Here is a 347-nt window from a genome sequence, read left to right on the forward strand (position 1 = left end):
TATCCGCCCGCCGCCCTGTTCGGATTGGCCATGGCCATCGTCGCCTACAACGCCTTGGCTGTCATCAAGGCGACGCTACGTCAGGTGCATGGTGCCGAGACGGTCGAGACCGAGGTCTCCGGCTATTATATCGTCAACGAAATGGCCCGCGTGGATGAGTGCCTCAACACCCTGATCACGCCCGAGGAATGGGCTAGGATGTTAAATCTCTGGCCATTTCCATCGAAATGGTTCATGCAGTTTTCATGTCGACTTTTGGCGCGCTGAATACCTGCCGTCGTTTGGCTAGCATCGAGTCGCCAAGATGCGTCTTGACCCAATGCTCGACATCTAGGGTGCGCACCGAG

At 56.8% G+C, this 347-nt stretch carries 1 pseudogene; it reads left to right on the plus strand.

Going from position 1 to position 347, the window contains the following annotated elements:
* Positions 1 to 267: pseudogene (locus G3480_RS27520) on the plus strand (hypothetical protein); the annotation flags it as partial.
* Between the last annotated feature and the right edge of the window lie 80 nt (positions 268 to 347).

It is taken from the genome of Thiorhodococcus mannitoliphagus (genome assembly GCF_010915725.1).
Taxonomy (GTDB): Bacteria; Pseudomonadota; Gammaproteobacteria; order Chromatiales; family Chromatiaceae; genus Thiorhodococcus; species Thiorhodococcus mannitoliphagus.